At 72.4% G+C, this 23549-nt stretch carries 24 protein-coding genes; 6 read left to right on the top strand and 18 right to left on the bottom strand.

Annotated features, from left to right (window positions below; all coding sequences use genetic code 11):
* Positions 1-59: 59 nt before the first annotated feature.
* Both AB0C73_RS21465 and AB0C73_RS21470 read right to left on the bottom strand, forming a co-directional pair.
* Entirely contained in the window at positions 60-728 is a 669-nt protein-coding gene (locus AB0C73_RS21465) for a methionine ABC transporter permease (protein WP_362532364.1), read from the bottom strand.
* Entirely contained in the window at positions 725-1804 is a 1080-nt protein-coding gene (locus tag AB0C73_RS21470) for an ATP-binding cassette domain-containing protein (protein WP_362532367.1), read from the bottom strand. The genes AB0C73_RS21465 and AB0C73_RS21470 overlap by 4 nt, the downstream gene beginning before the upstream one ends.
* 650 nt (positions 1805-2454) lie before the next feature.
* Between AB0C73_RS21470 and AB0C73_RS21475 the strand changes: the two genes are divergently transcribed.
* A complete protein-coding gene (locus tag AB0C73_RS21475) occupies positions 2455-2817 on the top strand; it encodes a hypothetical protein (protein ID WP_362532370.1) in 363 nt (120 codons plus the stop codon).
* Positions 2818-2819: 2 nt separating this feature from the next.
* Positions 2820-3254, top strand: coding sequence for a hypothetical protein (locus tag AB0C73_RS21480; protein ID WP_362532372.1), 435 nt, complete (start codon positions 2820-2822; stop codon positions 3252-3254).
* Positions 3255-3264: 10 nt separating this feature from the next.
* Here AB0C73_RS21480 and AB0C73_RS21485 read toward each other — a convergent pair whose 3' ends face one another.
* The 3 genes from AB0C73_RS21485 to AB0C73_RS21495 form a co-directional block, all read right to left on the bottom strand.
* Positions 3265-3753, bottom strand: a complete 489-nt coding sequence (locus AB0C73_RS21485; protein WP_362532375.1) for a GNAT family N-acetyltransferase — start codon at positions 3751-3753, stop codon at positions 3265-3267.
* Positions 3754-3790: 37 nt separating this feature from the next.
* Complete coding sequence (locus AB0C73_RS21490) at positions 3791-4375, bottom strand: sigma-70 family RNA polymerase sigma factor (RefSeq protein WP_362532378.1); 585 nt, start codon at positions 4373-4375, stop codon at positions 3791-3793.
* A gap of 122 nt (positions 4376-4497) precedes the next feature.
* On the bottom strand, positions 4498-5694 hold the full coding sequence (locus tag AB0C73_RS21495) for a glycerophosphodiester phosphodiesterase (RefSeq protein WP_362532381.1): 1197 nt from the start codon (positions 5692-5694) through the stop codon (positions 4498-4500).
* A 254-nt stretch (positions 5695-5948) separates the two neighbouring features.
* Between AB0C73_RS21495 and AB0C73_RS21500 the strand changes: the two genes are divergently transcribed.
* A complete protein-coding gene (locus tag AB0C73_RS21500) occupies positions 5949-6620 on the top strand; it encodes a lysophospholipid acyltransferase family protein (RefSeq protein WP_362532383.1) in 672 nt (223 codons plus the stop codon).
* A gap of 107 nt (positions 6621-6727) precedes the next feature.
* On the opposite strand, the gene AB0C73_RS21505 is transcribed toward AB0C73_RS21500, so the two are convergent.
* From AB0C73_RS21505 to AB0C73_RS21520, 4 genes are all read right to left on the bottom strand, one after another.
* The gene (locus AB0C73_RS21505; RefSeq protein WP_362532493.1) at positions 6728-8257 is read right to left on the bottom strand and encodes an MFS transporter; all 1530 of its coding nucleotides are present in this window, start codon (positions 8255-8257) and stop codon (positions 6728-6730) included.
* Positions 8258-8271: 14 nt separating this feature from the next.
* The gene (locus AB0C73_RS21510) at positions 8272-8823 is read right to left on the bottom strand and encodes a TetR/AcrR family transcriptional regulator (RefSeq protein ID WP_362532385.1); all 552 of its coding nucleotides are present in this window, start codon (positions 8821-8823) and stop codon (positions 8272-8274) included.
* 192 nt (positions 8824-9015) lie between these two features.
* Positions 9016-10443, bottom strand: a complete 1428-nt coding sequence (gene argH / locus AB0C73_RS21515; protein ID WP_362532387.1) for an argininosuccinate lyase — start codon at positions 10441-10443, stop codon at positions 9016-9018.
* Between the two features lie 88 nt (positions 10444-10531).
* Positions 10532-11725, bottom strand: a complete 1194-nt coding sequence (locus AB0C73_RS21520; protein WP_362532390.1) for an argininosuccinate synthase — start codon at positions 11723-11725, stop codon at positions 10532-10534.
* Between the two features lie 140 nt (positions 11726-11865).
* Here AB0C73_RS21520 and AB0C73_RS21525 point away from each other — a divergent pair, with 140 nt between their 5' ends.
* Together AB0C73_RS21525 and AB0C73_RS21530 are read left to right on the top strand one after the other, a co-directional pair.
* A complete protein-coding gene (locus tag AB0C73_RS21525; protein WP_362532393.1) occupies positions 11866-13278 on the top strand; it encodes a hypothetical protein in 1413 nt (470 codons plus the stop codon).
* Between the two features lie 42 nt (positions 13279-13320).
* Positions 13321-13917, top strand: coding sequence for a pyridoxamine 5'-phosphate oxidase family protein (locus AB0C73_RS21530; RefSeq protein WP_362532395.1), 597 nt, complete (start codon positions 13321-13323; stop codon positions 13915-13917).
* A 77-nt stretch (positions 13918-13994) separates the two neighbouring features.
* Here AB0C73_RS21530 and AB0C73_RS21535 read toward each other — a convergent pair whose 3' ends face one another.
* From AB0C73_RS21535 to argC, 5 genes are read right to left on the bottom strand one after another with little or no spacing between them, the layout of a single operon-like run.
* Positions 13995-14531, bottom strand: a complete 537-nt coding sequence (locus AB0C73_RS21535) for an arginine repressor (RefSeq protein ID WP_362532397.1) — start codon at positions 14529-14531, stop codon at positions 13995-13997.
* Between the two features lie 7 nt (positions 14532-14538).
* Entirely contained in the window at positions 14539-15735 is a 1197-nt protein-coding gene (locus AB0C73_RS21540; protein ID WP_362532399.1) for an acetylornithine transaminase, read from the bottom strand.
* Entirely contained in the window at positions 15732-16652 is a 921-nt protein-coding gene (gene argB, locus AB0C73_RS21545) for an acetylglutamate kinase (protein WP_362532402.1), read from the bottom strand. Before argB ends, AB0C73_RS21540 begins: the two co-directional genes overlap by 4 nt.
* Complete coding sequence (argJ, locus tag AB0C73_RS21550) at positions 16649-17815, bottom strand: bifunctional glutamate N-acetyltransferase/amino-acid acetyltransferase ArgJ (RefSeq protein ID WP_362532404.1); 1167 nt, start codon at positions 17813-17815, stop codon at positions 16649-16651. The genes argB and argJ overlap by 4 nt, the downstream gene beginning before the upstream one ends.
* A complete protein-coding gene (gene argC, locus AB0C73_RS21555) occupies positions 17812-18840 on the bottom strand; it encodes an N-acetyl-gamma-glutamyl-phosphate reductase (RefSeq protein ID WP_362532407.1) in 1029 nt (342 codons plus the stop codon). Before argC ends, argJ begins: the two co-directional genes overlap by 4 nt.
* 179 nt (positions 18841-19019) lie before the next feature.
* On the opposite strand from argC, the gene AB0C73_RS21560 reads away from it, so the two are divergent.
* The gene (locus AB0C73_RS21560) at positions 19020-19634 is read left to right on the top strand and encodes a dihydrofolate reductase family protein (protein ID WP_362532409.1); all 615 of its coding nucleotides are present in this window, start codon (positions 19020-19022) and stop codon (positions 19632-19634) included.
* A gap of 29 nt (positions 19635-19663) precedes the next feature.
* On the opposite strand, the gene AB0C73_RS21565 is transcribed toward AB0C73_RS21560, so the two are convergent.
* The 4 genes from AB0C73_RS21565 to AB0C73_RS21580 all read right to left on the bottom strand — a co-directional run bounded on the left by AB0C73_RS21565 (position 19664) and on the right by AB0C73_RS21580 (position 23462).
* Positions 19664-20971 (bottom strand): hypothetical protein, encoded by a 1308-nt coding sequence (locus tag AB0C73_RS21565; protein WP_362532412.1) that lies wholly within the window; start codon positions 20969-20971, stop codon positions 19664-19666.
* A 148-nt stretch (positions 20972-21119) separates the two neighbouring features.
* Positions 21120-22283: a methyltransferase gene (locus AB0C73_RS21570; RefSeq protein ID WP_362532414.1), complete on the bottom strand. Its 1164-nt coding sequence runs from the start codon at positions 22281-22283 to the stop codon at positions 21120-21122.
* A gap of 69 nt (positions 22284-22352) precedes the next feature.
* Complete coding sequence (locus AB0C73_RS21575; protein WP_362532415.1) at positions 22353-22931, bottom strand: histidine phosphatase family protein; 579 nt, start codon at positions 22929-22931, stop codon at positions 22353-22355.
* Between the two features lie 69 nt (positions 22932-23000).
* Positions 23001-23462, bottom strand: a complete 462-nt coding sequence (locus AB0C73_RS21580; protein WP_362532418.1) for a GNAT family N-acetyltransferase — start codon at positions 23460-23462, stop codon at positions 23001-23003.
* Positions 23463-23549: the final 87 nt, after the last annotated feature.

The following is a 23549-nucleotide window of genomic DNA, read 5'->3' on the forward strand; positions in this document are numbered from 1 at the left end:
TCTTCGGGGTACGAAGTCGGGGGCCCTTGCGGGCGGGGGCGCCGCTTACGCGGTGCGGGTCACGCGGTGCGGCCGCGGCGGGCGAGGAGGCGGACGACGCCGTCTCCGATCAGCTGGACCACGGTCACGATGACGACCAGGACCACGACGGTGACCAGCATGAAGGTGGTGTCGAAGCGCTGGTATCCGTAGGTGATGGCCTTGGAGCCGAGTCCTTCGCCGCCGACCGCGCCGGCCATGGCCGAGTAGCCGATGAGCACGATCACGGTGGTGGTGACGGCGGAGACCAGGGAGGGCAGGGCCTGCGGGAGCAGGACCTTGCGGACGATGGTGGGGATGCCGCCGCCCATGGACTGGACGGCTTCGACGAGTCCGTGGTCGACCTCGCGGATCGCGGTCTCGACGAGCCGGGCGAAGAAGGGGATGGCGCCGATGGCGAGCGGCACGATCATCGCGGTGGGGCCGATGAAGGTGCCGACGACCAGGGTGGTGAAGGGGATGAGGGCGATCAGCAGGATGATGAACGGGAGCGAGCGGCCCACGTTCACGATCGCGCCGACGACCTTGTTCACCGGCCGGTTCTGCAGCAGTCCGCCCTTGTCGGTGAGGACGAGGAGGATGCCGAGCGGGAGGCCGCCGAGGATGGTGACGACGGTGGCCCACAGGACCATGTAGAGGGTGTCGACGGTGCCCTGCTCAAGGAGCGGCTGCATCTCGGACCAGGTCACTTGGCACCTTCCTTCACCAGGACGGGCGCGACGGCGGGGGCCGGGGCGGCGTCCTGCGGTTCGACCGGTTCGGCCGGTTCGACGATCTCGACCTGGAGGCCCTGCTCGCGCAGGAAGCCGACCGGGACGACGTTCTCCTCGTAGCGGCCGGGGAGTTCGATCCGCATGCGGCCGATCTGGCGTTCGCCGACGGTGTCCATGGCGGCGCCGAGGATCGAGATGTCGATGTTGTACGTACGGGAGAGCTGGGAGATCACCGGCCGGCCCGCGGCGTCGCCGTGGAAGGTCACGTCGACGACCGTGCGGTCGAGGCCGGTGGCGGCGCCGCTGACCGGGAAGAGTTCGGCGGCGAGCTGGGAGCCGGGGGTGGCGAGGAGTTCGCCGACGGTGCCGGACTCGACGACGCGGCCCCGCTGCATGAGGGCGGCCGAGTCGCAGATGGTCTTGACGACGTCCATCTCGTGGGTGATGAGGAGGACGGTGAGGCCGAGCTGCCGGTTGAGGTCGCGCAGCAGCTGGAGGATGGAGCGGGTGGTCTCCGGGTCGAGGGCGCTGGTGGCCTCGTCGGAGAGCAGCACCCTGGGCTTGCCGGCGAGGGCGCGGGCGATGCCGACGCGCTGCTTCTGGCCGCCGGAGAGCTGCCCGGGGTAGGCCTTGGCCTTGTCGGCGAGGCCGACGAGGTCGAGGAGTTCCAGGGCGCGGCGGGAGCGTTCGGCGCCGGAGACACCGAGGATCTCAAGGGGGAGCTCGATGTTGTCCTTGACGGTGCGTGAGGACAGCAGGTTGAAGTGCTGGAAGACCATGCCGATGCTGCTGCGCGCCCGGCGCAGGTCCTTGCCGGCCCGGCGGCCCTTGCCGGCGAGGGCGGTGAGATCGACGCCGTCGACGGTCACGGTGCCGGAGGTGGGGCGCTCCAGGAGGTTGACGCAGCGGATGAGCGAGGACTTGCCGGCGCCGCTCTGGCCGATCACGCCGAAGACCTCGCCTTCGCGAACGTGGAGGTCGACGCCGTCCAGAGCGGTGACCTGGCGGCCTCGCGACTCGTAGACCTTGGTCAGGCCCGAAGTGGTGATCACAGGGTTTCCGTCACTGTCGAGTGCGCGGCGCTGGGTCCGCCGTGCACGGCATTCGTCATTCGGACAGTCAGGCGCAGGGCGGCTGGTCACGGCGTTCGGCCGGGAAGCAGCACGTGCGCGGGGCGGCTCGGTCCGGCGCCGGAACGGCGGCGGAACGGCTCGTCCGTCGGGGCTCGCTTCGGGGCGCGAGTCTCAGGCGGGGGCCCTCAGTTGGCGCACATTCGACACAGACAACGAGCACCGGGCGTCTGGTTCGCCTCGGTCGCAAGGGTGCGGCTGCTCGTCGTGGTCATGTCGGTAAGTAAAGCATGCAAACGTGCGAACGGAAGGGAGGTGTCCGAATAGCGGACAGTGGTGAGATGGCATCCGGACGGGCCGGGCCGGCGAGGGGGCGCCGGCGGGCTCCGCTCCCCCGGGCGTGGCCTGGGCCGACGAGGGTGCCGGACCGGCCGGACCGGGACCCGCGGACAGGGCGGCCGGGGACGGGGTCTGTGGCCAAGGCCACGCTCCGGGAGACGGGCGGGGCGACGGAGAAGGCGGCCCGGGGGCGCCGTAGGGGACGGGCGGGGGCCGCCGTAGGGGACGGGCGGGGGCTCGTCGGAGTGGGGCCGGGCGCATCCGGGCGTACGGGCCGTAATACCCTCGGGCGCATGCTTGACGCCCTGACGGTCGCGGTCTCCGCCGCCGCGCTCGCCCTCGCCGCCTGGTGCGGCTTCGCCGCCTACCGGAACCAGCCCACCAAGGACTGGCACTTCATCGGCATGGCCGTGGTGACCTTCCTCGCCCTGGTGCAGCTCGTGGTCGGCATCGTGCAGCTGGTGCGCGGCGAGAAGGCGGAGGAGGGCACCACGATCTTCATCGCCTATCTCGTCGGCGCGCTGTGCGCGGTGCCCGCGGCCGGGCTGCTCTCGCTGACCGAGCGCAGCAAGTGGGGCTCGACGACGGTGGCGGCGGGCGCGGTCGTGCTCGCGGTGCTCGAAGTGCGTCTCTACGACATCTGGACGGTGGGCTGATCATGACCGCGACCGAGACCGGCGAAGCGACGAGGACCGGCCGTCTGGTGAAGGGGCCGGGCGTGCTGCTCGTCTGGCTCTACGGCGTGATGTCGGTGGGCGCGGTGTCCCGCTCGATCTACCAGATCGCCACCGAGTTCGACCGCGCGCCGCTCGCGTACGGCCTGTCGGCGGTGGCCGCCGTGGTGTACGCCTTCATCACGTACACGCTGGTACGGGGCGGCGAGACGGCCCGCAGGGCGGCGCTGGTGTGCTGCGCCGCCGAGCTCGCGGGCGTACTGATCGTGGGCACCTGGACGCTGGTCGAGCCGTCGGCCTTCCCGGACGCGACCGTCTGGTCGGACTACGGCTACGGCTACGTCTTCATCCCGGTGCTGCTGCCGCTGAGCGGCATCTGGTGGCTGCGCAGGGCTCGCGCCGAGGCCGCCGCGGCCTAGGGAGAACCTCCTAGGCGGCGGCCTTCTCCAGGGTGACGAGGGTGAGCCGGGGCCCGACCTCCCGGGTGCCGACCTGGGCGTACCCCTTGCTGCGGTAGAGCCGCAGATTGCCCTCGCTGCGGTGGCCGGTGAAGAGCTGGAAGCGCTTGGCGGCGGGGGCGGGTTCCTCGGCGTAGTGGCGCTCGATGGCGTCGAGGAGCCGGCCGCCGATGCCGTGGCGCTGCATCCGCGGGTGGACGATGAGCTTGGCGATCCGCACGGTGCCGTCCTCGTCGAGCCGCCCGCGCACGGAGGCGACGACCTCGTCGCCGAGGCGGGCGACGAAGGCGCGCCCCTCGGTGAGTTCGGCGCGCAGGGCGTCGAGCGACTGGGTCAGCGGCTCGATCGACCAGTCCTGGTAGATCTCGGCCTCGCGCTGGTAGCAGAGGTACTGGAGCTTCAGGATGCTCTCCGCGTCCTGCGTCACGTCCGCCGCTGAGATGGTCACGCTCATGCCCATGTGCGCATGCCTCCCGCTGATCTCGTCCGCCGTGGGTCTACGGCACCCTTCCCCGCGCACCCGCGCCGGGAACCTCTGCCGCCAGCATTCTGCGCAGGCATCCCAGGCAACGGGAACGCATCGGCCCCAGACTCCCCTGTGAGATACCCAACGCTCCTGCGATTTCCCGGTAGGTGGGGTCGTCGGGGTGGAGCATCGCGGTCAGCAGCCGGGGGCAGTGGCCGGGGGTGCGGCGGACGGCGGCGCGCACGGAGCGGCGGCGTTCGGAGACGAGGACGTGGCTCTCGGGAGAGCCCTGCGGCAGGGGCTCGTGGGCGGGTTCGTGGGCGGGCTCGCCGTGGTACGGGCGTTCGCGGGCGGAGGCCCGGCGGGCCCGGCGGGCCTCGGCGCGCACGGCCCGGCGGAGCCAGTCGGCGGGCCGTTCGGGCGCGTCGTCGTCCCGGAGGCGTTCCAGGAGGCGCAGCCACACGGCCTGTTCGAGGTCGTCCGGCTCGATGCCGGCGGCGGGCGCCTCGGCCTGCGACTCGGCCGCGAGCAGCGGGGTGAGGGAGGCGAGCAGCGCGTCGGAGGCGCTGCGGGTGGTGCTGGGCGTGGTGCCGTGGGTGGTGCTGTGGGAGGTCATGCCCGCGACGATGCGGGCGGGGGCCGGGCCGGTTGCGGGCCCGGCCCGAAACCACCCGGTCGGGGGTACGGGCCGGGCCGGCGCGGCCCGGCGATGGCGATGGCTATGGCTATGGCTATGGCTCAGCGGTCGCGGAACTCGGCCGCGGCCAGCAGCGCCGTGTCGGCGTTGTCGGAGAAGATCCCGTCGATGCCGGTCTCGAAGTAGCGCTTGAGCAGACCGAAGGCGTCGCCGTACGCGTTGGGGTCGGTGCCCCGGCGGTACTCGGTGGGCAGGAAGGCGTTCTCGTTGCGCATCGTGTACGGGTGGAGGATCAGGCCCTGCGCGTGGGCGTCGCGCACCAGCGTGGTCTCGGCGGCGAGCCGCCCGCTCGCGTCGCGCGGCAGGATCAGGTCCATGGTGGGGCCGATGCCCTGCGCGTACGAGGCGATCCAGCGCAGGCCCGCGGGCGTGACGAGGTCGGCGACGGTGCGCGGGTCGCCGGCCGCGACGAAGTCCCAGGGGCGGCTGCTCGCGCCGGAGAGCAGCACGACGCGCGGGGAGTCGACGAGCTTCGCGAGCCGCTGGATGCTGCCGGGCTCGAAGGACTGCAGGAAGACGGGAGAGTCGGCGCGGTGGCGGCCGTAGCGGCGCAGCAGCTTCGCGAGCCGCTCTTCGAGGGGCAGGCCGATCGAGCGGAAGTAGGTGGGGTGCTTGGTCTCGACGTGCAGCCACACCGGGCGGCCGCGGCGGCGGCCCTCCTGCTCGGCCCAGCGCAGCACCTCCTCGAAGGTGGGGACGGCCCAGCGCCCGTCGTAGAGGGTGTTCCGCTGGCGGGTGGCCGGGATGCGTTCCTTGGCCCGGAGGGTCTTGAGTTCGGCGAGCGTGAAGTCCTCGGTGAACCAGCCGGTGAGGGCGACCCCGTCGACGGTCTTGGCGGTCTTCCGGGAGGCGAACTCGGGGTGGTCGGCGACGTCGGTGGTGCCGGTGATGTCGTTCTCGTGGCGGCAGACCAGGTGTCCGTCCTTGGTGGGGACGAGGTCCTGCTCGACGACGTCGGCGCCCATGTCGAGGGCCAGCTGGTAGGAGCCGAGGGTGTGCTCGGGGCGGTAGCCGCTGGCGCCGCGGTGGCCGATGACGGTGGGGACGGGCAACGAGCGGTAGCCGTGTCCGTGGCCATGGGTGCGCGGGCCGGGCACAGCGTCGGCGTCCGCGGCGACGGCCGACTGGACGGCCTGGGCGGTGCCGGCCGCGAGGACGGTGGAACCGCCGAGGACAGCGGCTCCGGCCGCGCCGAGGACCGCGCGTCGGGCCGGGGTCGGGCGCTCGGGCTGTGTCATGAACACTCCTTCGGTGTGATCTCGGTGTGCTGTCCGTGTGCTGTCCGTGTGATGTCCCGCACCTGCGCAACTGCGCCCCCGACGCTAGGCATTGAGGCCCTACGGGCGGCAGACCTGCGCGGAACACGGCGGAAACACACGTCAACACGCCGTATCCGTTCCGTGAACCCGATGTGCGACTGGCGGTGACCCGCGAGTATCGTCACCCCCCTGCACCGTCGGCTCCATCGAGCCGCCCGACACCGGAGGAACCGTTGTCCCGACTCGCGATCATGAAGGCCGTCCTCGGTCCGGTCCTGCGCCTCATGTTCCGTCCCCGCGTCGAGGGTGCCGAGAACGTCCCGGGCACCGGCCCGGTGATCCTCGCGGGCAACCACCTGACCTTCATCGACTCGATGATCATGCCGATCTGCCTGGACCGCCCGGCCTACTTCATCGGCAAGGACGAGTACGTCAAGGGCACCGGCCTCAAGGGCCGGCTGATGGCCTGGTTCTTCACCAGCACCGGCATGATCCCGGTGGACCGGGACGGCGGCCGCGGCGGTGTGGCCGCGCTGATGACCGGCCGCCGGGTCCTGGAGGAGGGCAAGGTCTTCTCCATCTACCCGGAGGGCACCCGCTCCCCCGACGGACGCCTCTACCGCGGCCGCACCGGCATCGCCCGGCTCACCCTGATGACCGGCGCGCCGGTGGTCCCGTTCGCGATGATCGGCACCGACAAGCTCCAGCCCGGCGGCGCGGGCATGCCGCGCCCGGGCCGGGTGACGGTCCGCTTCGGCGAGCCGATGGAGTTCTCGCGCTACGACGGCATGGACCGCGACCGGTACGTGCTGCGGGCGGTGACGGACTCGGTGATGGCGGAGGTCATGCGGCTGTCGGGCCAGGAGTACGTGGACATGTACGCGACGAAGGCGAAGGCGGCCTGACGGCCGCACCAAAGGCAGGCCCACAGGGGCGAGGTCCTGGAAAGGGCACCGCCCCTGTGGCGTTGTGCCCACCCGTTCCGCCTTGCGGAACGTATGCCCACAACTGGTTACTTCTCCAGCTTCTGGCCGCGCAGCAGGAACCAGGCCGCGACCGCCGTCGCGAGCAGCACCGCCGCGCCGATGCCGGCCGCGATGCGCAGACCGTCGACGAAGGCGTCCTGGGCGGCGGTGACCAGCGCGCCGCCCTGGGCCGGGGCGAGGCCCGCGGCGGCCTCGACGGCGCCGCCGAGCGAGTCGTGGGCCGCGGCGGCGGTGTGCGCCGGGATGCCCGCCGGGGTGGTGAAGTCCCGGTAGACGCCGGTCACGATGGAGCCGAGCAGCGCGATGCCGAGGGCCGCGCCCAGCTCGTAGGCCGTCTCGGAGACGGCGGACGCGGCACCGGCCTGTTCCTTGGGGACGCTGGAGAGGATCACGTCGGCGGTGACGGTGAACGCGAAGCCCGCGCCCGTACCGACGACGAGCAGGCTCGCACCGAGCAGCGGGTAGCCGGTGGCCTGTCCGATGGCGGTGAGCACCGCGAGGGCGAGGCCGATGGAGCCGAGACCGCCCGCGACGACCGAGCGCACGGAGAAGCGGCGGGCGACGTTGCCCGCGATCAGACCGGCCGTCACCGCGCCGACGGCGGCGGGCAGTTCGGCCAGGCCCGCCTCAAGGGGTGACCGGCCCTGCACCAGTTGGAAGAACTGGGACAGGAAGAACACCAGGCCGGACAGGCCGAGGATGGTCAGCAGGTCGGCCAGGACGGCGCCGGAGAAGCCGCGGTGGCGGAACAGGCGCATGTCCAGGAGCGGGGCCGGCAGGGTGAGCTGGCGGCGTACGAACCAGGTCAGGGCGCCGAGGCCGGCGACGGCGGCGAGCGCGGCGTCGGGGGTGGGGCCGTGGGCGGCCAGTTCCTTGACCGCGTAGACGACGCCGATCATGCCGAGGAGGGAGAGGCCGACGCTGGGCAGGTCCCAGGGGCCCGGGTCCGGGTTCTTCGACTCGGGGATCAGCTTGGCGCCGACGAGGACCAGGACGCCCATCACGGGCAGGTTGATGAGGAAGACCGAGCCCCACCAGAAGTGTTCGAGCAGGAAGCCGCCGACGACCGGGCCCACGGCGGCACCGGCCGAGGCCATGGCGCCCCAGATGCCGATGGCGAGGCTGCGCTCGCGCGGGTCGTGGAACAGGTTGCGGATCAGGGCGAGGGTGGACGGCATGAGGGTGGCGCCGGCGACGCCGAGCAGCGCGCGGGCCACGATCATCATCTCGGGGCTGGTCGCGTAGGCGTTGAGGACGGAGACGGCGCCGAACGCGACGGCTCCGGTGAGCAGCAGCCTCTTGCGGCCGATGCGGTCGCCGAGGCTGCCCATGGAGACGAGCAGTCCGGCGATGACGAAGGAGTAGACGTCGCCGATCCACAGGAGCTGGGTGCCGGAGGGCTTGAGGTCCTCGGAGAGGAAGGGGGTCGCCAGGCCGAGTACGGTGGCGTCGACGGCCACGAGCAGCACGGCGAGGACGAGGACGGCGAGGGCGAGCCACCGGCCGGGCCGGCGCGCGCCCTCCGTATGGCTTTCGTGCTGCTTCTTCGCACTCATGAGGCTGTCGCTGGTCACTTCTCCACGCTCCTGCGTGCTCCGCCGAGCATCAGCTCGGTGATCATGTACTGGTAGTCCTTGGCGGCGACCCGGCCGTCCATGACGGCCCAGGCGCCGGAGCCGACGAGGCCGTAGAAGGCCTCGCAGAGCCAGGCCGGGGTCAGATCGATCCGGAAGACGCCCTGCTCCTGGCCGCCCCGGAAGAGCGCGGCGATCCGGGCGTCGAGCCGGGCCCAGCCCGCGTGCTGCTCCTCCCCCTCGAACAGCTGGTTCTCGGTGACGAGGAAGGACAGCAGCGGGGCGACGGGCTCCACTTCGCCGACGAGCCGGCGCAGCGCGTCGTCGGCGGGCCCCTCGTCGAGCCGCGCCCGGTCGAGGGCGGTCTCCAGCTCCTGGATGGCCATCTCCTCCAGGGCCCGGATCAGCGCCTCCCGCCCGGCGAACAGCCGGTGCAGCGTCGCCCGCCCGATCCCGGCGGCCCGGGCGACCTCGTCCATGGTGGCGGTCGCCTTCACGGAGAGCGTGGCGGCGGCGGAGCGGAGCACGTGGGTGCGATCGACGGCCATGAGACGACCATACACCGAATGAGACATCTATGTCTCAGACGATATTTCTGCGGCTCATGACAGTGGCATACGAGGCCCCCAGGCGCCTGACCGAGACTTCTCGGGAAGCAGGTGGCGTACACGCACACGGCGGAAAAACCACAGCGCCGCCGCCCTTGCTTCTGGGCGGCGGCGCTGTGACGGGCTGTGGGGTTACTGCTTGGCGGTGGCCCAGGCGTGCTGGATGACCAGGTCGGCCTTGACCTCGACCAGCTGGGCGGCGACCGCCGACGGGGCGGTGCCGCCGCGGCCGTTGCGGGAGGCGAGGGCGCCGGGGACGTTGAGGACGGTGCGGACCTCGGGGGTGAGGTGCTCGGAGATCTTGGCGAACTGCTCGTCGGTCAGACCGTCGAGCTCCTTGCCCTCCGCCTCGGCGACCTTCACGCACTCGCCGGCCACCTCGTGCGCCACCCGGAACGGCACGCCCTGCTTGACCAGCCACTCGGCGATGTCGGTGGCGAGCGAGAAGCCGGCCGGGGCCAGCTCCTCCATCCGCTCGCGGTTGACCGTGAGGGTCGCCATCATGCCGGTGAAGGCGGGCAGCAGGACCTCCAGCTGGTCGCAGGAGTCGAAGACCGGCTCCTTGTCCTCCTGGAGGTCCCGGTTGTAGGCGAGCGGCAGCGCCTTCAGCGTCGCCATCAGGCCGGACAGGTTGCCGATGAGGCGGCCGGACTTGCCCCGGGCCAGCTCGGCGATGTCCGGGTTCTTCTTCTGCGGCATGATCGACGAGCCGGTGGAGAAGGCGTCGTGGAGGGTCACGAAGGAGAACTCCTTCGTGTTCCAGATGATGATCTCCTCCGCGATCCGGGACAGGTTCACGCCGATCATCGCGGTGATGAAGGCGAACTCGGCGACGAAGTCGCGCGAGGCCGTGCCGTCGATCGAGTTGCCCGCCGAGCCCCGCTCGAAGCCGAGGTCCTTGGCGACCGCCTCCGGGTCGAGCCCGAGCGAGGAGCCGGCCAGCGCGCCGGAGCCGTACGGGGAGACGGCGGTCCGGGTGTCCCACTGCCGCAGCCGCTCGGCGTCCCGGGAGAGGGACTGCACGTGCGCGAGGACATGGTGGGCGAAGAGCACCGGCTGGGCGTGCTGGAGGTGGGTCCGGCCCGGCATCGCCACGTCCGGGTGCGCCTCGGCGAGGCCGACCAGCGCGTCCTGGAGCTCGGCGATCAGGCCGCCGATGATCCGGGCGTGGTCGCGCAGGTACATCCGGAAGAGGGTGGCGACCTGGTCGTTGCGGGACCGGCCGGCCCGCAGCTTGCCGCCGAGCTCGGCACCGAGGCGTTCGAGCAGTCCGCGCTCCAGGGCGGTGTGGACGTCCTCGTCGGCGATGGTGCCGGTGAAGGAGCCGTCGGCGACGTCCGCCTCCAGCTGGTCGAGCCCGCCCAGCATGCGGGTCAGCTCGTCCTCGGTGAGGAGCCCGGCCTTGTGCAGCACGCGCGCGTGGGCACGGGAACCGGCGATGTCGTACGGCGCGAGCCGCCAGTCGAAGTGGACGGACGCGGACAGCTTCGCCAGGGCCTCGGCGGGCCCGTCGGCGAACCGGCCGCCCCAGAGCCGGACGTCACCGTTGTTGCTGCTCACTGCTGCTCCTCAAGACTGCGTGCTTCGGATGTGCGACCGCCTCCCTGCCGCGGACGGATCAGGGAGGCGGCTGTCGAACGACGGTGGATCAGGCCAGGTCACGCTTCGCGGCGATCTTCGACGAGAGCGCGAAGATGTCGATGAAGCCCTGCGCCTTCGACTGGTCGTACGTGTCGCCGGTGTCGTAGGTGGCGAGGTTGAAGTCGTACAGCGACTCCGCGGACTTCCGGCCCGTGACGACGGCGCGGCCGCCGTGCAGGGTCATCCGGATGTCGCCGGTGACGTGCTGGTTGGCCTCGTTGATGAAGCCGTCCAGGGCGCGCTTGAGCGGCGAGAACCACAGGCCGTCGTAGACGAGCTCGCCCCAGCGCTGCTCGACCTGCCGCTTGTAGCGGGCCAGCTCGCGCTCGACGGTGACGTTCTCCAGCTCCTGGTGGGCGGTGATCAGGGCGATCGCGCCGGGAGCCTCGTACACCTCACGGGACTTGATGCCCACGAGCCGGTCCTCGACCATGTCGATCCGGCCGATGCCCTGGGCGCCGGCGCGCTCGTTGAGCTGCTGGATGGCCTGAAGAACGGTGACGGGCTTGCCGTCGATGGCGACCGGGACGCCCTCCTTGAAGGAGATGACGACCTCGTCGGCCTCGCGGGCGAGCGCCGGGTTCTGGGTGTACTCGTAGATGTCCTCGATCGGCGCGTTCCAGATGTCCTCAAGGAAGCCGGTCTCGATGGCCCGGCCGAAGACGTTCTGGTCGATGGAGTACGGGGACTTCTTGGTGGTCGCGATCGGCAGGTTCGCCTTCTCGGCGAAGGCGATGGCCTTGTCCCGGGTCATCGCGTAGTCACGGACCGGGGCGATGCACTTGAGGTCCGGGCCGAGGGCCTGGATGCCGGCCTCGAAGCGCACCTGGTCGTTGCCCTTGCCGGTGCAGCCGTGGGCGACGATGGAGGCGTTGTGCTTCTGGGCGGCGGCGACGAGGTGCTTGACGATGGCCGGCCGGGAGAGCGCCGAGACCAGCGGGTAGCGGTCCATGTAGAGGGCGTTGGCCTTGATCGCCGGGAGGCAGTACTCGTCGGCGAACTCGTCCTTGGCGTCCGCGACCTCGGCCTCGACCGCACCGCAGGCGAGCGCGCGCTTGCGGATGACGTCCAGGTCCTCGCCGCCCTGGCCGACGTCCACGGCGACAGCGATGACCTCGGCACCCGTCTCCTCGGCGATCCAGCCGATGGCGACGGAGGTGTCCAGGCCGCCCGAGTAGGCGAGTACGACGCGCTCGGTCACGGGGTTCTCCTTACCTTGCAACCACTGATGGGTATAACTATGCAGTCCTCCGTATGTTTTGTCAACGCGCTCTGGGTGCGGTCCTCCGCGCAGCGGAAAATCCCAGGCGGGAGCGGGTGCGCGGGCCCTAGCCTGCGTGCATGACAAGCGAGGAGCGGCCGCTGGAGGCGGCGGTACGGGGGCTCGCGCGAGGGCGCGCGCTGGACGAGGTCGTCGACGTGGGGCGGCCGGGGGCGTGGCTCGCCCTGGACGAGCGGATCCGGTCCGTGTACGAGTGGCCGGGCCTGGCGTTCCCGGCCCACAAGTGGCTCGCCAAGAGCGTGCGCCCGACCGTGCTGCGGGACCTCCCGGGCGACCCGGCGCCGACCGAGGCGGAACTCGTCCTCGCCCTGTGCGACGGCGACGGCCGCATCCGCGAGGCCGCCCTCCCCCACGCCGCCCAGCGCCCCGCCGTCCTCCCCCTGGTCGCCGTCCGCACCACCGACTGGGTTCCGGCGGTACGGGACCGGGCGCTCGCGGTCCTCACCGAAGCCCTCCCCAGGGCCGACGCGAGAACCCTTGCCGTCACCGCACCCGTGATCCTCCGGCTCCGCGACCGGGTGCGTGGCGGCCGGGCGACCGACCTGCTCCAGGAACTGCTGCGCGACGCCCCGCCCGCCGCCCTCACCGCCCTGCTCCTCAACCGGGACCGGCTCACCCGGCGGATCGCCCTCGGCCTCGCCGTCGAGCGCGGGCTGTTGTCCCCCACCGAACTGGCCCACCTCGCCGCGTACGACGAGGACGTGGCCGTCCAGGACCGGGCCGCGAACGCCGCGCTCGCGGCGGGCGTCCCCGACGAGACGCTGCCGCTGCTGCTCGGCGCGCGGACCGGCGCGGTGCGCTCGGCCGGGGTGACCGCGCTGCGGAAGGCCGGGCGAGCAGCGGAGGCGGAGCCGTACCTCTACGACCGGTCGGGGCTGGTCCGGGCCTGCGCCCGCTGGGTCCTGCGCCAGGACGGCCGCGACCCGCTGGCCCTCTACCGGGCGGCCTGTGCGGATCCGGCGGCCGTGCCAAGGCGGGCGCCGCTCGGGCTCGCCGAGTGCGGCGACCGGAAGCGGGACATGGAAGTGCTGTGGGATCTCACCGGGCACCCGGACCCGCTGGTGCGGGCTTCCGCCGTCGCGGGTCTGCGGCTGTTCGAGGTCGCGGACTTCGCCCGGCTGCTGCCGCTGCTCGACGATCCCGCGCCCGGTGTCGTACGGGAGGCGGCGCGGGCGCTGCTGCCCTGGGCGCACCGGCTGCCGGAGGAGGAGCTGGTGCGGCGCACCGGGCCGGACCGGCCGCTGCACGTGCGCGTGCGCGCGCTGCGACTGCTGCGGGAGCTCGGCTCGGTCGCGTACGAGGAGACGGCCCGGCGGCTCGCCGGGGACCCGGACCCTGCGCCGATGCCGGTACCGGTACCGGGCCCTGTGCCGGTACCGGCACCGGACCCGCACGCGGATGAGGATCCGCTGCCGCGGACCCGGGTCCGGCGATGGTTCTGGCGGAACCGGCTGCTGCGGCCCGGCCGTTGAAACGCCCGGGCGATGGGGGCGCCCCGAGCACAGAATGTGCGCATGGGAAAAACGTATGACCGCATCGACGGACGACTTCGCGCCTTCATCGAGGCCCAGCCGATCTTCTTCACCGCCACCGCGCCGCTCGCCGGCGACGGCACGGTCAATCTCTCGCCGAAGGGGCTGAAGGGCTCCCTCGCCGTCCTCGACGAACACACCGTCGCCTACCTGGACTTCGCCGGGTCCAACGCCGAGACCGTGGCGCACCTGCGCGAGAACGGGCGGATCACGCTGATGTGGTGCGCCTTCCAGGGGCCGCCGAACATCGTGCGGGTGCACGGGCGCGGGGAGCCGGTGTTCCGGGACGATCCGCGCTGGGGCGAGCTGCTCGGGCACTTCCCGGGGATCGACCCGGAGCCGCACGGGCCGCGGGCGGTCATCGTCGTGCGGGCCGAACTCGTGCGGGACACCTGTGGGTACGGCGTGCCGTTCATGACATACGACGAGGACCGCGACCTGCACGAGAAGCGCTTCGCCCGCGAGGACGACGCCTCCCTCGGCGCGTACTTCGCCAAGAAGGACGACATCGCGACCAGCATCGACGGACTCCCGGGCCTGCCCCTGCCGCTGCCGCCGCTCCCCCGCACGGCTCGGTAGCGGGGCGGCGGCCGCGCATCGCCGTCGGCACGCGGGGCGGGCCGACGGCGATCACGCGCTGATGAACGCCCTTCGAGTCAGCGGTCCTTCTGCGCCAGGCGGAGCAGGTGGTCGGCGAGCGCCTGCCCGCCGGCCGGGTCGCGGGAGATGAGCAGCAGGGTGTCGTCGCCCGCGATCGTGCCGAGGATCGCGTGGAGTTCGGCCTGGTCGATGGCCGACGCGAGGAACTGGGCGGCGCCCGGCGGGGTGCGGAGCACCACCAGGTTGGCCGAGGCCTCGGCGGAGATCAGCAGTTCGCCGGAGAGGCGCCGCATGCGCTCCTCCTTGGCGGACTCGCCCAGCGGTGCCTGCGGGGTGCGGAAGCCGCCCTCGCTGGGCACGGCGTAGATGAGTTCGCCGCCGGTGTTGCGGATCTTCACCGCGCCGAGCTCGTCGAGGTCGCGGCTGAGCGTCGCCTGGGTGACGCTCAGCCCGTCGTCGGCGAGGAGCTTGGCGAGCTGGCTCTGCGAGCGCACCGGCTGCCGGTTGAGGATGTCGACGATCCTGCGGTGGCGTGCGGTGCGGGTCTGCGGAACGGACGGCCCGCCGTGCTCGGGTTCCTGCGCGTCGGTCATCGTCGTCTCATTCTCCGGTTCGTGCTTGCCCGTTCGCCTCGTCGAGGACGCCGGGCAGGGCCCGGAGGAAGGCGTCCACCTCGGCGTCGCCGATGACGAGCGCCGGCATGAGGCGTACGACATCGGGGGCGGGCACGTTCACCAGGAGACCGGCGTCCTGGGCCGCCTGCTGCACCTGGGGTGCGAGGGGCCCGGTGAGCACGATACCCAGCAGAAGGCCGGAGCCACGGACATGGGAGACCAGCGGATGGCCGAGACCCTCGATTCCGTCGCGCAGCTTCTCGCCGAGCCGCTTGACCTCGTCGAGGGTGCCGTGGGCGCCGAGGGTGTCCAGGACGGCGAGTCCGGCGGCGCAGGCGACGGGGTTGCCGCCGAAGGTGGTGCCGTGGTGGCCGGGCGTGAAGAGCTCCGCGGCCGCTCCGAAGGCGACGGTGGCGCCGAGCGGGAGACCGCCGCCGAGGCCCTTGGCGAGCGTCACGACGTCGGGCTCGACGCCCTCGTGGGCCTGGTGCTCGAACCAGGTGCCGCACCGGCCGATGCCGGTCTGGACCTCGTCGAGGACGAGGAGGGTGCCGGTGGCGCGGGTGATCTCGCGGGCGGCGGTGAGATAGCCGGCCGGGGGCACGACGACGCCGTTCTCGCCCTGGACGGGCTCGATGATCACCAGGGCCGTCTCCTCGGTGACGGCCGCGCGCAGCGCCTCGGCGTCGCCGTACGGCACATGCGTGACATCGCCGGGCAGCGGCAGGAACGGGGCCTGCTTCCCGGGCTGGCCGGTGAGCGCGAGGGCGCCCATGGTGCGGCCGTGGAAACCGCCCTGGGTGGCGACCATGTGGCGGCGGCCGGTGAGCCGGCCGATCTTGAAGGCGGCCTCGTTGGCCTCGGCGCCGGAGTTGCAGAAGAAGACCCTGCCGGGCCGGCCGAAGAGCTGGAGCAGCCGTTCGGCGAGGGCGACCGGGGGCTCGGCGACGAAGAGGTTGGAGACATGACCGAGGGACGCGATCTGCCGCGAGACGGCCTCGACGACGGCCGGGTGGGCGTGGCCGAGGGCGTTGACGGCGATGCCGCCGACGAAGTCGAGGTACTCGTTGCCCTCGGCGTCCCAGACCTTGGCGCCCTCGCCGCGGACCAGCGGCAGCCGGGGGGTGCCGTAGTTGTCCATCAGCGAGCCCTGCCACCGCTGGGTCAGGTCCTGGTTGCTCATGATTCCCCCTTGGCGGCGTCCGTGGTCTCGTCGGGCACGACCATGGTGCCGATGCCCTCGTCGGTGAAGATCTCCAGGAGGATGGAGTGCTGGACCCGGCCGTCGATGACGCGGGCCGTGGTGACGCCGTTGCGCACGGCGTGCAGACAGCCCTCCATCTTGGGGACCATGCCGCTGGACAGCTCGGGCAGCAGCTTCTCCAGCTGGCTCGCGGTGAGCCGGCTGATGACCTCGTCGCTGTTCGGCCAGTCCTCGTAGAGGCCCTCGACGTCGGTGAGGACCATCAGCGTCTCGGCGCCCAGCGCCGCAGCGAGTGCCGCAGCCGCCGTATCAGCATTGACGTTGTAGACATGTCCGTCGTCCTGGGAGCGGGCGATGGAGGAGACGACCGGGATGCGGCCGTCCTCCAGGAGCGCCTCGATGGCGCCGGTGTCGATGGCGGTGATCTCGCCGACCCGGCCGATGTCGACCTGCTCGCCGTCGATCTCCGGCAGGTGCTTGGTGGCGGTGATGGTGTGGGCGTCCTCGCCGGTGAGGCCGACGGCGAGCGGGCCGTGCTGGTTGAGCAGGTTGACCAGCTCGCGCTGGACCTGGCCGGCGAGCACCATCCGTACGACGTCCATGGCGTCCTCGGTGGTGACGCGCAGGCCGGCCTTGAACTCGCTGACGATGCCGTGCCTGTCGAGGGCGGCGCTGATCTGCGGGCCGCCGCCGTGCACCACGACCGGCCGGAGGCCGGCGTGGTGCAGGAAGACGACGTCCTGGGCGAAGGCGGCCTTCAGCTCCTCGTCCACCATGGCGTTGCCGCCGAACTTGATGACGACGGTCTTGCCGCGGTGCCGGGTGAGCCAGGGCAGCGCCTCGATGAGGATCTGGGCCTTGGGGAGCGCGGTGTGCTTCCGCGTGCTGTTGCTCATGAGGAGTAGGCGCTGTTCTCGTGGACGTAGTCGGCGGTGAGGTCGTTGGCCCAGATGACGGCGGTCTCGGCGCCGGCGGCGAGGTCGGCGGTGATGACGACCTCCCGGTAGCGCATGTCGACGAGCTCGCGGTCCTCGCCGACGGAGCCGTTCTTGCAGACCCAGACGCCGTTGATGGCGACGTTGAGCTTGTCAGGGTCGAAGGCGGCGGACGTGGTGCCGATGGCGGAGAGCACCCGGCCCCAGTTGGGGTCCTCGCCGTGGATGGCGCACTTGAGCAGGTTGTTGCGGGCGATCGAGCGGCCGACCTCGACGGCGTCGTCCTCGGTGGCCGCGTTGATCACCTCGATCTTGATGTCCTTGCTGGCACCCTCGGCGTCGCCGATGAGCTGGCGGGCGAGGTCGGCGCAGACCTCCTGGACGGCCTGGGCGAACTCGTCCTGGGCCGGGGTGACGCCGGCGGCGCCGGAGGCGAGCAGCAGCACGGTGTCGTTGGTGGACATGCAGCCGTCGGAGTCGACCCGGTCGAAGGTGAGCCGGGTGGAGTGGCGCAGGGCGGCGTCCAGGCCGGCGGCGTCGACGTCGGCGTCGGTGGTGAGGACGACGAGCATGGTGGCGAGGCCGGGGGCGAGCATGCCCGCGCCCTTGGCCATGCCGCCGACCGTCCACTCGCCCTTCGTCACGACCGCGGTCTTGTGGACGGTGTCGGTGGTCTTGATGGCGATGGCGGCCTTCTCGCCGCCGTGCTCGGAGAGTTCGGCCGCGGCCGTCTCGACGCCGGGCAGCAGCTTGTCCATGGGGAGCAGTACGCCGATGAGTCCGGTGGAGGCGACGGCGACCTCGCCGGCGCCGGTCTCGCGGCCGGCCTTGGTGAGAACCTCGGCGACCTTCTCGGCGGTGGCGTGGGTGTCCTGGAAGCCCTGCGGGCCAGTGCAGGCGTTGGCGCCGCCGGAGTTGAGGACGACGGCGGTCAGCTCGCCGTCGGCGAGGACCTGCTGGGACCACAGGACCGGCGCGGCCTTGACGCGGTTGGAGGTGAAGACGCCCGCGGCGGCGCGGCGCGGCCCGGTGTTGACCACGAGGGCCAGGTCCGGGTTGCCGTTCTGCTTGATCCCGGCCGCGATGCCCGCGGCCGTGAATCCCTTCGCTGCGGTGACGCTCATGGAGCGACTCCAATCGTGGAGAGTCCGGTCGTCTCGGGGAGCCCGAGGGCGATGTTCATGCTCTGCACCGCGCCGCCGGCGGTGCCCTTGGCGAGGTTGTCGATGGCGCTGATCGCGATGATCCGGTTCGCCGCCGGGTCGTGGGCGACCTGGACCTGAACGGCGTTGGAACCGTAGACGGAGGCCGTCGCCGGCCACTGCCCCTCGGGCAGGAGGTGGACGAACGGCTCGTCGGCGTAGGCCTTCTCGTACGCGGCGCGCACGGTGTCCGCGGTGACGCCGGGCCGGGCGGTGGCCGAGCAGGTGGCGAGGATGCCGCGGGGCATCGGCGCGAGGGTGGGCGTGAAGGAGACGGTGACCCGCTCGCCCGCCGCCGCGCTGAGGTTCTGGATCATCTCGGGGGTGTGCCGGTGGCCGCCGCCGACGCCGTACGGGGACATGTTGCCCATGACCTCGCTGCCGAGCAGGTGCGGCTTGGCGGCCTTGCCGGCGCCGGAGGTGCCGGAGGCGGCGACGATCACGGCCTCCGGCTCGGCGAGCCCGGCGGCGTACGCGGGGAAGAGGGCGAGCGACACGGCGGTGGGGTAGCAACCGGGCACCGCGATGCGCTTGGACCCCTCCAGCGCGGCGCGGGCGCCCGGCAGTTCGGGAAGGCCGTACGGCCAGGTGCCGGCGTGCGGGGAGCCGTAGAAGGTCTCCCAGTCGGCCGGGTCCTTGAGCCGGAAGTCGGCGCCCATGTCGACGACGAGGGTGTCCGGCCCGAGCTGCTCGGCGACGGCGGCGGACTGTCCGTGCGGCAGCGCGAGGAAGACGACGTCGTGTCCGGCGAGGGCTTCCGGGGTGGTCTCGGTGAGCACCCGGTCGGCCAGCGGCAGCAGGTGCGGCTGGAGGCCGCCGAGCCGCTGACCGGCGTTGGAGTGCCCGGTCAGGGTGCCGATCTCGACCTCGGGGTGGGCCAGGAGGAGGCGCAGGAGCTCTCCGCCCGCGTATCCGCTCGCGCCCGCGACTGCTGCTCGTACCGTCATCGAAACCCTCCTCATGGATGGCATGACTATACGTGCGTCCGCAGTTTTATGCAATGAGCCGATGGAGTGGGCGGGCGGGCGGCGATGAGTCCGCGGGCCGGGGCGGGTCTATCTCTGTGACGGAGACATCCGACGGCGGAGCCATCCGACGCGGACCATCGCCTTGTAAGGAGCACGCCATGGGTCTCATCCACATCGCCATGTTCGCCACCCTCGATCTCGTCGGGCAGGCGCCCGGCGGCCCCGAGGAGGACCCGGAGGAGTTCCCGTTCGGAGGCTGGCAGGCGCCGCTGATCGACGAGGTCGCCGGGGCGCAGGTCGACGCCGCGTACGAGGGCACCGACGCGCTGCTGCTCGGGCGGCGGACGTACGACATCTTCGCCGGCTACTGGCCGAAGCACGAGGACAACGACTTCGGGGCGCTCTTCGCCCGCATCCCGAAGTACGTGGCCTCCCGCGGCACGCCCGAGCTCTCCTGGGCCGGGTCCACGCAGCTCGGGCCCGACCTGCCCGCCGCGGTGCGCGAGATCCGCGAGCGGCACGAGCATGTGAAGGTCGTCGGCAGCCTGAACCTCGTGCAGACCCTGCTGCGCGAGAAGCTCTTCGACCGGTTCGACCTCTGGGTGCACCCGATCGTGCTCGGCGTCGGGAAGAAGGTGTTCGACGACGGCGCGGTCCCCACCAACCTCACGCTCCTGGCGCCGCCGGCGGCGAGCCCGAAGGGCACGGTGTATCTGCGCTACGGGCTCGCCGAGGGCACACCCGCGACGGGAGACATGACCGACTTCGACTAGGAAGCAGGCCGCCGTGGCGGGAGGAGGCGTCAGATCGGAAGCACGCCGGGGAAGGCACCGTGGCCGACGCCGGGGGCGGTCACGGCCAGCCAGCCGTGGCCGCGGACCGCGGTGTCCGGGCCCACCGCGCCGGGGTCGGCCGAGAGGTACGCGCAGGCGGACCGGGCGCCGGTGGTGCCCGCGTTCGCCGGGGCCTCGTCGTACTCGGGGTCGAAGTCCTCGTCGTCGACCGCGAGGGTCTCCCAGGGCAGCGGATCGCCCTCCCACTCGGGGTCGCCCTCGGCGGCGTACTGGCGGATGACCCGGCCCTGCTCGGCGACCATCCACACGTCGGAGCCGCCGGCGTCGTCCAGGAAGAAGAGCTGGGCCTGGCCGCAGTGCGCGCTGACCCGCTCCACGGTCTCGGTCATGTCCTCCCAGTCCTCGCCGACGAGCGTGTCGAAGGAGCCGAAGACCAGGCGCCAGCCGTCGAGCTCCGGCGTGACGAAGGCCCGGTCGGCGAACCGGGCGGCGCCTTCCCGCTCCGGGCCGGGCACCTGGACGGCTCGGCCCCCCGCCGCCGCGACACCGCAGGCGACCGTGACGGGCCGGCGCTCGTGCAGCCCCAGGGCCTCGAAGACGCCTTCGTACGACGCCCCGGGCACGGCCATCCACCAGCCGCTGAGGGTCGAGTCCGGGAGACGCGGGACCTCGTGCGGGATCTTCACCCGGATCAGCCGCTCGATCGCCGCACGGTCCCGGGCGTCCAGCGCGTCGGTGCCGCCGCCCGCCACCAGCGCCGCCAGCGCGCCCCGCCGTGCCCGCGCGGGCACGGCCGGGTCGCGGCGCATGGTGCGCAGCCGGGGCCGGAAGGACTCGTCCATCAGACGCGCGTAGTCGGCCCCCTTGTACGGCATGAGCAGGCCGGACCCGTAACGGTCCGCGAGAGCCCGCACGCCCGCCTCGGAGTCCGTACGCAGGCGCACGAGCCCCATGAAACCGTGGCCCGAGGTGCCGTAGTGCGGATCGGCCGCCAGGGCCGCGTACCGGTCGGCGCAGCGCTCGTCGAAGGCGCCGAGGAGGTGGCCCGCCTGCCAGTCCGTCAGTTCCTTGCGGCGCCAGGCGGCGAGGACGGCGTCGAAGGCGGTCGGCCCGATGAAGCCGAAGGCCCGCCTGGCCGGAGCGAGGGCGGCGGACGACTGCACGCCCGCGAGGCTGCGGAGCAGCGCGGGCAGCAGGGCGTCGGCGTGCCGCGTCAGACGGGCGGGGTCGGCGCCGGCCAAGTCATCGAGGAGGGAGGCGACTTCGGGGTCGTCGGCGGAGTCGTCGGGCAATGCGTCGGCGGAGTCGGTCTTCATGGGGCGCACAGTAGCCCGGGCCACCGACAGCCGTGCCGCCCTCGTTCGGCTGTCACCGGGGTCACCCACCAGGACTGTCGGACCACCGGGCGGACCTGTGGAACGAGGGCTGCCGGGAGCTGGTGTCCCTGGCGTAGGGCCTGTCCGGCTACCGCTTGACGGCTCGGAGCACCACGAACTTCGGGTCGCTCGCCACCAGTTCGCTGTTGCCGAAGATACGGCGCAGCGTGACGTGGTAGCCGAGGTGCCGGTTGCCGACCACCCAGAGTTCCCCGCCGGGGCGCAGCGCCCGGCGGGCGTCGGCGAACATCCGGCGGGCGGTGTGGTCGGTGGTGGCCTGGTGGCTGTGGAACGGCGGGTTGTTGAGCACCAGGTCCACGGAGCCGGGGGCGGCGTCGGCGAGCCCGTCGGCGACGGCGAACTCCGCCTTGCGGCCCTCCCCCGCGTGGGTGCGGAAGTTCTCCTCGGCGGAGGCCACGGCCTGGTACGACTCGTCGGTGAAGAGCAGTTCGGCCGCGGGCTCGGCGAGCGCGACGGCGAGTCCGACGACGCCGTTGCCGCAGCCGAGGTCGACCACGCGGGCGGCGCCGAGGCCGGCCGGCAGGTGCTGGAGCAGGAAGCGGGTGCCGATGTCGAGGCGGTCGGCGCAGAAGACGCCGGCCTGGTTGACGACGGTGCGCCCGGCGAGGCCGGCGGGGGCGTCGGCGGGCAGCGCGTAGCGGTACGGCCAGGGGTTGGCACTCCGTACGAGGGCCGCGTCCGGCGTCGTGTGGATGAGCCGGGCCTTCTTCACGGCGAGGGAAGTCCGGGTCGGGCCGAGGATCCGCTCGAACAGCGAGAGCGTCGAGGTGTGGATCTCCTTCACCATGCCGGTGCCGACGATCACCGTGTCCTCGTGCACGGCGGGAGCGAGCCGGTGCAGCTGGTCCTCCAGGAGCGCGAGGCTCTTGGGCACCCGGACGAGGAGGACGTCGATCCGCTCGGGCGGCGGGTCCTGGGTGGTGAGCAGCGTGACCGCGTCCGGGGCGGCCCCGGAGCGGGCCAGGTTCTCGGCGGTGGCGCTCCGCCCGAGGTACGAGTCGGAGATCTGCACCAGTGCGGCGGTGCCGCTCCCCGCGGCGGCGAGCGCGGTCACCAGCGCGCCCCACCGGTCGCCGAGGACGGCGACGGTCCCGGACAGCTCGGTGCCGGTCTCGGCGAGGTGGTTGAGGAGATACTCGTCGGCCGCGTCCCAGGCCCGCAGCGGATCGCGCGGGTCGGCGGGGAAGCGGGTGAGCGGGAAGGTGCCCCAGGACGTGGTCAAACGGTTCATCGTGCCACCAGGCTAGCCGGTCACACCCGCTCCCCCGCCCGCTGACCGCTGACGCCTGACCGCTGACCGCTATGACATCGCGGCCGCCAGTTCCAGGTGCCAGGCCCCCGGGCGCCCGGTCAGGGTGACCGTCGACAGCGGGCGGACATCGACGTTCCAGTACGTGGCGGGCGGGGCCTTCAGCGCGTAGACGAGGGCGGCCCGTACCACCGCCGGCTCCGCGACGGCGACGATGGCGGAGCCGTCGTCGGCGGGCCGGGTGTCCAGCCAGCCGCCGACGCGGGTGATGAAGGCGAGCAGGTTCTCGCCGCCGTGCGGGGCGGTGCGCGGGTCGGCGAGCCAGTGGTCGACGGCGGCCGGTTCGAGGGTGGCGACCTCGGCGAGGGTGTGGCCGCGCCAGCGGCCCATGTCGCAGTCGCGCAGGGCGGGCTGGGCGAGCGGGGCGAAGCCGAGGGCGGTGCCGGTGGCGCGGCTGCGGGCCGTCGGGGAGCAGTAGCGCAGCTCGGCCGCACCGAGCGGAATCAGCCGGGGCGCGGCGAGCTGCACCTCGTACCAGCCGGCCTCGTCGAGGGGCCGGTCGTCGTCGAAGCGTTCGGCGAGCAGGGAGGAGCTGCGTGCCGCCGCGACCAGCGTGACCCGAAGACCCATGGGCGCGATCGTGAGGCCGGAGGGCGCGCAGGTCAAGGGGTCATATGCCGGATCGGCGGGGGCGCGTGCTCAGTGCAGTCCGAGAGCCATCCACTTGTCCGGATTCTGCAGTGGCGTGAAACCGATCCTCTCGTACACACCGTGCGCGTCGTCGGTGGCGAGCAGGATGCGGCGCAGCCCGTACGGCTCCAGGTGGTCGCGGACGGCGGTGACGAGCGCGGTGCCGAGTCCGGCGCCGCGGGCGGGGCGGTCGACGTAGACGTCGCAGAGCCAGGCGAAGGTGGCGTAGTCGGTGACGACGCGGGCGTAGGCGGCCATGGCGCCGCTCTCCGTGTCGTACGCGCCGAAGTTGAGCGAGCCGGCGATGGCCGCGTCCTGCTTCTCCCGAGGTCGGCCCGTCCCCCAGTAGGTGTCGGTGGACAGCCAGTGGTGGATGCGGGCCGGGTCGAGGCGGGCGGGGTCGGCCGAGATCTCGTACGACCCGTGCATGACAGGCGCGGCGGGGGTGGCCGGGGCGGTGGTGTCGGTCATGGGCGAAGGCTGCCAGGGGCCGCCGTCCCGTGTCAGGTGGATTTGCCGCCGGTACGGGCGCGGCACGCACCGGCCCGCCCCCGGCCG

Source organism: Streptomyces sp. NPDC048623 (assembly GCF_040650755.1).
In the GTDB taxonomy this organism is placed as follows: domain Bacteria; phylum Actinomycetota; class Actinomycetes; order Streptomycetales; family Streptomycetaceae; genus Streptomyces.

What these genes read in the sequence shown, in the direction of transcription:
- AB0C73_RS21475 (WP_362532370.1), top strand. Translation starts at nt 2,455, where the DNA reads ATGCTTGACGCCCTGACGGTCGCGGTCTCCGCCGCCGCGCTCGCCCTC.
- AB0C73_RS21480 (WP_362532372.1), top strand. Translation starts at nt 2,820, where the DNA reads ATGACCGCGACCGAGACCGGCGAAGCGACGAGGACCGGCCGTCTGGTG.
- AB0C73_RS21485 (WP_362532375.1), bottom strand. Translation starts at nt 3,753, where the DNA reads ATGGGCATGAGCGTGACCATCTCAGCGGCGGACGTGACGCAGGACGCG.
- AB0C73_RS21490 (WP_362532378.1), bottom strand. Translation starts at nt 4,375, where the DNA reads ATGACCTCCCACAGCACCACCCACGGCACCACGCCCAGCACCACCCGC.
- AB0C73_RS21495 (WP_362532381.1), bottom strand. Translation starts at nt 5,694, where the DNA reads ATGACACAGCCCGAGCGCCCGACCCCGGCCCGACGCGCGGTCCTCGGC.
- AB0C73_RS21505 (WP_362532493.1), bottom strand. Translation starts at nt 8,257, where the DNA reads ATGAGTGCGAAGAAGCAGCACGAAAGCCATACGGAGGGCGCGCGCCGG.
- AB0C73_RS21510 (WP_362532385.1), bottom strand. Translation starts at nt 8,823, where the DNA reads ATGGCCGTCGATCGCACCCACGTGCTCCGCTCCGCCGCCGCCACGCTC.
- AB0C73_RS21525 (WP_362532393.1), top strand. Translation starts at nt 11,866, where the DNA reads ATGACAAGCGAGGAGCGGCCGCTGGAGGCGGCGGTACGGGGGCTCGCG.
- AB0C73_RS21530 (WP_362532395.1), top strand. Translation starts at nt 13,321, where the DNA reads ATGGGAAAAACGTATGACCGCATCGACGGACGACTTCGCGCCTTCATC.
- AB0C73_RS21535 (WP_362532397.1), bottom strand. Translation starts at nt 14,531, where the DNA reads ATGACCGACGCGCAGGAACCCGAGCACGGCGGGCCGTCCGTTCCGCAG.
- AB0C73_RS21540 (WP_362532399.1), bottom strand. Translation starts at nt 15,735, where the DNA reads ATGAGCAACCAGGACCTGACCCAGCGGTGGCAGGGCTCGCTGATGGAC.
- argB (WP_362532402.1), bottom strand. Translation starts at nt 16,652, where the DNA reads ATGAGCAACAGCACGCGGAAGCACACCGCGCTCCCCAAGGCCCAGATC.
- argJ (WP_362532404.1), bottom strand. Translation starts at nt 17,815, where the DNA reads ATGAGCGTCACCGCAGCGAAGGGATTCACGGCCGCGGGCATCGCGGCC.
- argC (WP_362532407.1), bottom strand. Translation starts at nt 18,840, where the DNA reads ATGACGGTACGAGCAGCAGTCGCGGGCGCGAGCGGATACGCGGGCGGA.
- AB0C73_RS21560 (WP_362532409.1), top strand. Translation starts at nt 19,020, where the DNA reads ATGGGTCTCATCCACATCGCCATGTTCGCCACCCTCGATCTCGTCGGG.
- AB0C73_RS21565 (WP_362532412.1), bottom strand. Translation starts at nt 20,971, where the DNA reads ATGAAGACCGACTCCGCCGACGCATTGCCCGACGACTCCGCCGACGAC.
- AB0C73_RS21570 (WP_362532414.1), bottom strand. Translation starts at nt 22,283, where the DNA reads ATGAACCGTTTGACCACGTCCTGGGGCACCTTCCCGCTCACCCGCTTC.
- AB0C73_RS21575 (WP_362532415.1), bottom strand. Translation starts at nt 22,931, where the DNA reads ATGGGTCTTCGGGTCACGCTGGTCGCGGCGGCACGCAGCTCCTCCCTG.
- AB0C73_RS21580 (WP_362532418.1), bottom strand. Translation starts at nt 23,462, where the DNA reads ATGACCGACACCACCGCCCCGGCCACCCCCGCCGCGCCTGTCATGCAC.